The organism is Longirhabdus pacifica (assembly GCF_004115085.1).
Classification (GTDB): Bacteria; Bacillota; Bacilli; order Paenibacillales; family DSM-105158; genus Longirhabdus; species Longirhabdus pacifica.
Map to the genome: position 1 here is coordinate 65,715 of NZ_QXJP01000020.1, position 7,646 is coordinate 73,360.

Sequence of the window (7,646 nt, forward strand, 5' to 3'; positions counted from 1 at the left end):
GCTCTACTTTCAGCTTTATTTTCGTGTGCTGTACATCAGCGCATCTTCACTCTTTCTTTTTTAATTCATGTGGTACTTTAGGTGAATGTACGAACCACAGTGATGCGGAAGATACGGTATACTTTGCTACTAGACCAATGACTTTCGCTAGGTATGTAACCCACCGTTTTATCATTTTTTAACCTCCCATCTTATTAATAATAAAGATTGAACAAAAAAGGACAATGAAATAGAAGACATTTGAATCACAAATGTTGAACTTACTAACAGAACGGAGATCCATTTTAAATATGGATAAAATTTACCCGGTATATTGGAATGATTTTCAATTCTGGAAGGTGCAAAACATAAACAAAGTATCACGCTTACGATATTCATGATATAAAACCATTGAGCATGATAAGGAACGAATGGAATGAAGGTGAACAAGGAGACTGAAAACACGGTACACCACATCGACTTTTGGAAATGGTATCCTCCTGATACCTGCCTCAATAATACAAATGCTATCATAGCCATTATCGTCTCTATGGTGTTATCCAAAAACAAGCTTACAAATAGGGAAAGCATCACGACTAACAGTCCGTTTAATATCACTTCAATGCCATATTTTAATACTGCAATCGTCTCTTTTATATCTGGATTAGCTCTTTTTAGTTTCACAGCCATTTTCATTGCTATACGTTCCAACCTATCACCTCAAATCTTGCATTTTCTTATCAAAAACAAACCTATACATGTAGTCAGTAGAAAAAATAATACAATGTACAATCCAACAGATGGATTCAATCCCCACTGAGATAGGAGCGGGATACAAATTGAAAAAACAAGCATACTGGTTACAAATATATTTTCTTTTTTCCCTGCCTCTCTTTTTGTTCGATTCTTAGGCGTTAAATGGAACCCAATACGAAATCTGTTTGCAATCATGGATATCGCTATTGCAGTGAAAGTAGTTAAAGAAGATATCATATATCCGCTTGGTGTATACCCTTCATTCGTAGCAGCAACTCCTTCCAACGTGACTACACCCATAAGTTGAAAAGAGAAGATGAGTAATATTTGAATTAATCCTATTAATATAAACGACGTTGTTGCCATTACCATGCTATAAAACAAAGGGATTTCAATGAACACCCATGTACACACAATAATAATGATAAGTTGTCCAATCGGAGAAAAACTACTATTCCCGATTAAAAATGAAAACAAAGATAAGAATATGATAGAATAAAACATTTTTTTATACACATCACCGTCGAGCTTAAACTTAAATAATGAAAACATTAATAAAAATAAAGACAAATTTTCCAAAGGTGAAAATACAAAAAATAATAGCATATTTAACAAAAAAACACTCTCCTGTCAATCCTGATAGTCTGTTTGTAATATTTTAATATCTGAAAAAAGCATTTACCAAACAAATAATCCCTTTTTTCGGGATGTTGTCGTAACTGTGACAATTTCTTGGCTTTTGTATACTCGCTTTACTTTCTACTTCCTTATTTCACATTTTAATATCCAGATACAGTATTGAGTTTAATGATTCAAACTACTATGGAATAAATTGCATATGACATGCACACAAATTGTTTGTTACCATTATCAAAAATATTTAACTTATTTTAGTTTTTCTATTATCGATTTGATACATATGCTTTTTAAAGGTAACAGATTCAATCAGGTAATCTCCTTTTCTATGCTGTTGTTCATAATAATTAGATTCAACGGTTCATAGAGAAGGTTATTATACATGCTTAAGCGTTATATCCTCATACAACACAAAAACACATGGAAGGATGAGAAAGTATGGCAAAGAATATTAAAAACAAAATGAAAAAGATTTTAATCGCAACCGTTGTATCTTCTCTATCAATCACTGCACTGGCACAAGCACCAATTGCGCAGGCACTTTCTGAGTGGGAATCAAATCAAGTTTATTGGGGTGGAGACGAAGTTGAGCACAATGGACAGACTTATGTTGCAAAATGGTGGACGCAAGGAGAAAGCCCAAGTAAAAACGTGTTGCAGGCATGGGATACACCTTGGACGTTAAAATCAAGTAACAATAACAACAATAACAATAATAACAACGATGGTCATGTTACACCACCAAGTGATTCCACTATCGTTTACCCTGATTACTCCAGTGTCAATGTAGGACAGGGTATTGATTGGCCTGAAACGATATTTGCACCATTTGTCGATGCGGTAGGATGGCCTCCTTTTCCATTAGCGGAAAAAACAGATGAATTAAAAATACCTTTCTATAATTTAGGTTTTATCGTATCTGAAAGCAAAGACGTGTTTAAGCCTACTTGGGGAACGTACTATGCTGCTGAAGAAGGTCCTTTGAATGATGAGATCAGAAAAGTAAGAGAAATGGGTGGAGACGTTATCGTTTCTTTTGGTGGAGCAGCGAATGTACCTTTACATGCTGCAGCTCCTGATGTTGAATCGTTAAAAGAACAATATAAAAGATTCATTAAAGCTTATGGACTTACTAGAGTAGATTTTGACATAGAAGGAATATGGTTGAACGACACAACATCTTTAATTAGAAATAGTAAAGCATTGAAACTGCTACAAGATGAGTTAAAGACGGAAAACTATGATTTAGGAATATGGTTTACACTTCCTGTTTTGCCATCAGGACTGACGATGGATGGCGTTAATGTTATTGATTTAGCTTTGGGTGAAGGGGTGGACATTGAAGGTGTCAATGTAATGACCATGGACTATGGTGACAGTGCTGCACCTAACCCGGATAACCAAATGGGTGAATACGGTATTCAAGCCATTCAAAATCTTCAGAAACAGTTAAAAGAACAATATAGTAACCATAATATTTCAAAAACAGATGCAGAGCTATGGAAAATGATTGGTACTACACCGATGATTGGACTTAATGATGTCGTAACAGAAACGTTCAATCAGCAAGATGCAAAAGAAACATTGCAATTTGCGAAAGAAAAGCAGATCGGTATGGTATCGATGTGGTCCATGAATCGAGATAAATCACCACAGGGAGCATTAAGTTTTGTCACTCCAAGTGCAAGTAGTATCGTACAAAAAAAATATGAATTCTCCAAAATTTTTAATGATTATAACGATAATAGCATCTCAAACCTAGACGATAATAGTAACAATAATAACGACAGCAATAATAACAGTAACAACAATAACAATAATGGGAATGAATCTGGCAATAACAACGGTAATACGGATAGCAAAGAGACTTGGCGTTCTACTTTAGTATATACGCAAGGTGATACAGTTACACATAAAGGACAGGTATATGAATCAAAGTGGTGGACACAAGGAGATGCACCAGATGAAAATGTACAATACCAATGGGAAACGCCATGGAAATTAGTAAAGTAGCATCACCATCTCTTTAACATAATAGATGTAGCCAAGTGAACATCCAAATATTAGAAATAATGATGATACAGCAAAAGTCTTGTTTGGGATTGCCAACTCAAAGTGCGCGTAACTAACTTTGAGGGGCAACTACCTTTAGCAAGGCTTTTTTGCTGACTTGCTCAAAAGTAAAAGTAACATCATCATGACACCTCTCCATGCTAACTATTAAGATATCACTATCACTTACTTCACCTTTTTTATCAAGATAAAAAGGCGCTATGCACATGTTATGTCAATTGCATCTCTCGTATGTGAGCGATATAATATGATATAACAGAATCAAACAGTTTATTAAATTGTATATACCAATTCCATTAGAATGGAGGTGCAAATGTAGTCACTTCATGAAAAGCAAACGATGGTCAAACAAAACAGCTTTAGACATTGCTAGATAAAAAGGAAATAAAGCAATAATCACATAGTTAGAGAAACAATATAAAAGTAAGTAGAGCGTCCATCGTTCAACAATACTAAAAGGGGGAGTCCTCTTCTGTACATATCAACATTGTATAGTCATTTTATTATAAATAGTAATATCAAGATCATACTATCAAAACAAACCATTTATTAACTATTTATATGTTTTACTATAAAAAAATTCGAGGTGTTGAAATGAACAAGCACATATTAGACCTATTTCAAGCAGCAGGTGAAGGACACTACGATACTGTACAAACATACATCCATACACAGGGAGATGTGAATGTAGAACATGAAGGATCCACCGCTCTCATACTAGCTGTTGAAAAAGGACACACCAATATTGTACAGGCATTAATTCATGCTAATGCAGATGTCAATGTGCAAGATAAACATGGAGAGACCGCTCTTATGGTAGCTGCAGAAAGAGGCTACACCAGTATTGTAAAGGTATTAATTGATGCTAACGCAGATGTCAATGTGCAAAATAATGCAGAATACACTGCTCTCATACTAGCTGTTGAAAAAGGACACACCAATATTGTACAGGTATTAATTGATGCTAACGCAGATGTCAATCTAAAAAATTATGAAGAATACACTGCTCTCATACTAGCTGTTGAAAAAGGACACACCAATATTGTACAGGCATTAATTCATGCTAATGCAGATGTAAATGAACAAGATGATGAACATGGATACACCATTCTTCACGTAGCAGCCTCACAAGGATTTACAGATATTGTAAATGTTTTAATTGATGCTAATGCAGATGTGAATTTGCCAAGTTACGAAGGATACACCGTTCTTATGGAAGCAATTTATTATGAACATACCGACACTGTAAAGGCTTTAATTCATGCTAATGCAGATGTCAATGGGCAATATATAGATGGAATCACCGCTCTTATGTTTGCAGCTTTGCTCGGACATGTCGATAGTGCACAAGCTTTAATTCATGCTAATGCAGATGTAAATGAAATAGGAAAACATTATCTTGGATACACCTCTCTTATGATTGCAGCATCTAAAGGACATACAGATATGGTACAGGCATTAATTCATGCTAATGCAGATGTCAATGTGCAAGATAAACATGGAGAGACCGCTCTTATGATTGCAGCATCTACAGGACATCTAGATATTGTACAGGTTCTATTACATGCAAAAGCCGACACTTCGTTGAAAACACATGATGGAAAGACAGCCTTAGACATTGCTCAAAGTATAGAAAATGATGAAATGATTACACTCTTATCCAATGCAGAAGTGTAAAAAAGGCTAGTGGATTGTTGAACTATAGCATCACACTACAAAAACAAACCATTTATTAACTATTTGTATGTTTTACTATATTTTAATTCGAGGTGTTGAAATGAATAAGCCCATTTTGTATTTATTTAGTCTGGTTATTTTATGTTCTATTTTTACAGGAGCACCATTCGATAATACAGTAGTCTTTGTTCATGATATGGAGGTTCCCTTAGAAGTCTCTTCTACCAATGTTATGATCGTGAGCATACTAGCTGCTATTTTTGTAAGTGGAGTATTTTTTACTTTGGTTCGAAAGAAGAAGACACCTGAGAAACACGACTTATTAGAGGCATCCGCGGCAGGTCATATCGATATTGTGCGAAACCTAATTAATAAAAAAGCAGATGTCAATGCAAGGGATGAATCTAAACGCACTGCTCTTATGATAGCCGTTGACATGGGACATATCGATATTGTGCAGGCTTTAATAGACGCTAACGCAGATGTCAATGTAAGGGATGAAGAAGAAGTTACTGCTCTTATGATAGCCATTGACATGGGACATACCGATATGATGCAGGCTTTAATAGACGCTAATGCAGATTTAAACGCAAAAGATGAAGAAGGAATACCAGCACTTTTTAAAGCAGCTAGTGAAGGTAATATTGATATTGTACAGACTTTAATTGACTCAAAGGCAGATCTCAATGTGCAAAATTCTCATTATGAAAATACACCACTTATGGCAGCGGTCCTCGGGAGCCACATGGATTGCGTTCAGGCTTTAATTCATGCAGGGGCAGATTTAAATATACAAGCCGATGATAAATGTACAGCACTTATGCTAGCCGTTTACTTTAGTTTAACTGATTGTGTCAAAGCTTTACTAGACGCAAAAGCGGACACTTCATTGAAAACAATTGAGGGTAAAACAGCTTTAGACATTGCTAAAGAAAAAGGAAATGATGAAATTATTACATTGCTGTCCAATGCAGGGGCAGAGGGAAATGAACTCACTGCGCTCATGCTTGCAGCGGATAAAGGGGATAGGGATACTGTAAAAGCTTTAATCCATGCTAAGGAAGATGTAAATGTAAGAGATAACCTTGGACAAACAGCACTTCACAAAGCTGCTAATAATGGACATGAGGGTATTGTAAAAGCTTTAATCCATGCGAATGCAGATGTAAATGTAAAGGATAACTCTAGCTGTACAGCGCTCCTAAAAGCTGCTCATGAAGGACATACAAACACTATACAGGCTTTAATCGATGGAGAAGCGGATGTAAATGCACATAATGAGCATAGGCAAACAGCACTTATGCTAGCAGCTGATGCAGGACATACCGATATTGTAAAAGCTTTAATACTTGCAAATACAGATTTAAATACAGAGGATACATACCATTGTACAGCGCTTATGTGTGCTGCTAGTAATGGATATGCAGATATTTTAAAAGCACTCATCGATGCGGGGGCGGACTTAAATGTTCAAAGTTCATATCAAAAAACAGCCCTTATGGATGCGATATATAACACGCAAGTAGATTGTGTCAAAGCTTTACTAGACGCAAAAGCGGACACTTCATTAAAAACAATGGATGGTGAAACAGCCTTAGACATTGCTAAAGAAGAAGGAAATGATGAAATGATTACATTGCTGTCCAATGCAGGGGCAGAGGAAAATATACTCACAGCACTCATGCTTGCAGCTGATAAAGGTGATAACGATACTGTAAAAGCTTTAATCCATGCCAAGGAAGATGTAAATGTAAGAGATAACCTTGGGCAAACAGCACTTCACAAAGCTGCTAATAATTCACATGAGGATATTGTACAAACATTAATCCATGCGAACGCAGATGTAAATGTAAAGGATAACCACCATCAATATACACCGCTTATGCTAGCGGCTAAATCGTTTGAACCAGATATGGTGAAGCATTTAATTGATGCTAAAGCGGATGTAAATGTGCAAGATGCAGAGAAATATACAGCGCTTATGCATGCAGTTGATCAACATTCATTTAGAAGCCTAGAAAAAGTAAAGACTTTAATACGTGCTAAAGCAGATGTAAACATGCAAAATAAAGATAAATACACAGCACTTATCATTGCAACTATCACAGAAAATACAGAAGTTGTACAGACTTTAATTGATGCTAAAGCGGACGTAGATGTGCAAAATGTGGACAAATACACAGCGCTTATATTTGCGACTATCAGAGATGATATAGATACTGTACAAGCTTTAATTGATGCTAAAGCGAATGTAAATCTACAAGATGAGTATGGACTTACAGCTCTTCACCATGCAACTTCTTCTGGCTACAGAGATATTGTTACATCATTACTGTCTGCTAAAGCAGACACTTCGTTGAAGACAATGGATGGTGAAACAGCCTTAGACATTGCTAAAAGTATAGAAAATGATGAAATAATTACACTCCTATCTAATGCAGAAGTGTAAAAAAGGCTAGTGGATTGTTGAACTATAGCATCACGCTACAAAAACAAACCATTTATTAACTATTTGTATGTTTTAC

At 35.7% G+C, this 7,646-nt stretch carries 6 protein-coding genes; 3 read left to right on the forward strand and 3 right to left on the reverse strand.

Annotated elements, in window-relative coordinates; genetic code table 11:
• Positions 1 to 46: 46 nt before the first annotated feature.
• Genes D1Z92_RS13505 through D1Z92_RS13515 form a run of 3 tightly spaced genes read right to left on the reverse strand, consistent with a single transcriptional unit; the run spans position 47 to position 1,350 of the window.
• Entirely contained in the window at positions 47 to 175 is a 129-nt protein-coding gene (locus D1Z92_RS13505; RefSeq protein WP_128896197.1) for a cyclic lactone autoinducer peptide, read from the reverse strand.
• Entirely contained in the window at positions 172 to 690 is a 519-nt protein-coding gene (locus tag D1Z92_RS13510; protein ID WP_128896198.1) for an accessory gene regulator ArgB-like protein, read from the reverse strand. Before D1Z92_RS13510 ends, D1Z92_RS13505 begins: the two co-directional genes overlap by 4 nt.
• 9 nt (positions 691 to 699) lie before the next feature.
• Positions 700 to 1,350, reverse strand: a complete 651-nt coding sequence (locus D1Z92_RS13515) for a hypothetical protein (RefSeq protein WP_128896199.1) — start codon at positions 1,348 to 1,350, stop codon at positions 700 to 702.
• Between the two features lie 459 nt (positions 1,351 to 1,809).
• On the opposite strand from D1Z92_RS13515, the gene D1Z92_RS13520 reads away from it, so the two are divergent.
• The 3 genes from D1Z92_RS13520 (at position 1,810) to D1Z92_RS13530 (ending at position 7,570) form a co-directional block, all read left to right on the forward strand.
• Complete coding sequence (locus D1Z92_RS13520) at positions 1,810 to 3,384, forward strand: carbohydrate-binding protein (RefSeq protein WP_128896200.1); 1,575 nt, start codon at positions 1,810 to 1,812, stop codon at positions 3,382 to 3,384.
• Between the two features lie 654 nt (positions 3,385 to 4,038).
• Positions 4,039 to 5,121, forward strand: coding sequence for an ankyrin repeat domain-containing protein (locus D1Z92_RS13525; RefSeq protein WP_164931622.1), 1,083 nt, complete (start codon positions 4,039 to 4,041; stop codon positions 5,119 to 5,121).
• Positions 5,122 to 5,221: 100 nt separating this feature from the next.
• Positions 5,222 to 7,570 carry an ankyrin repeat domain-containing protein gene (locus D1Z92_RS13530; protein WP_164931623.1) on the forward strand — a complete coding sequence of 783 codons (2,349 nt, stop codon included), beginning with the start codon at positions 5,222 to 5,224 and terminating at the stop codon, positions 7,568 to 7,570.
• The last annotated feature ends 76 nt before the right edge of the window (positions 7,571 to 7,646 follow it).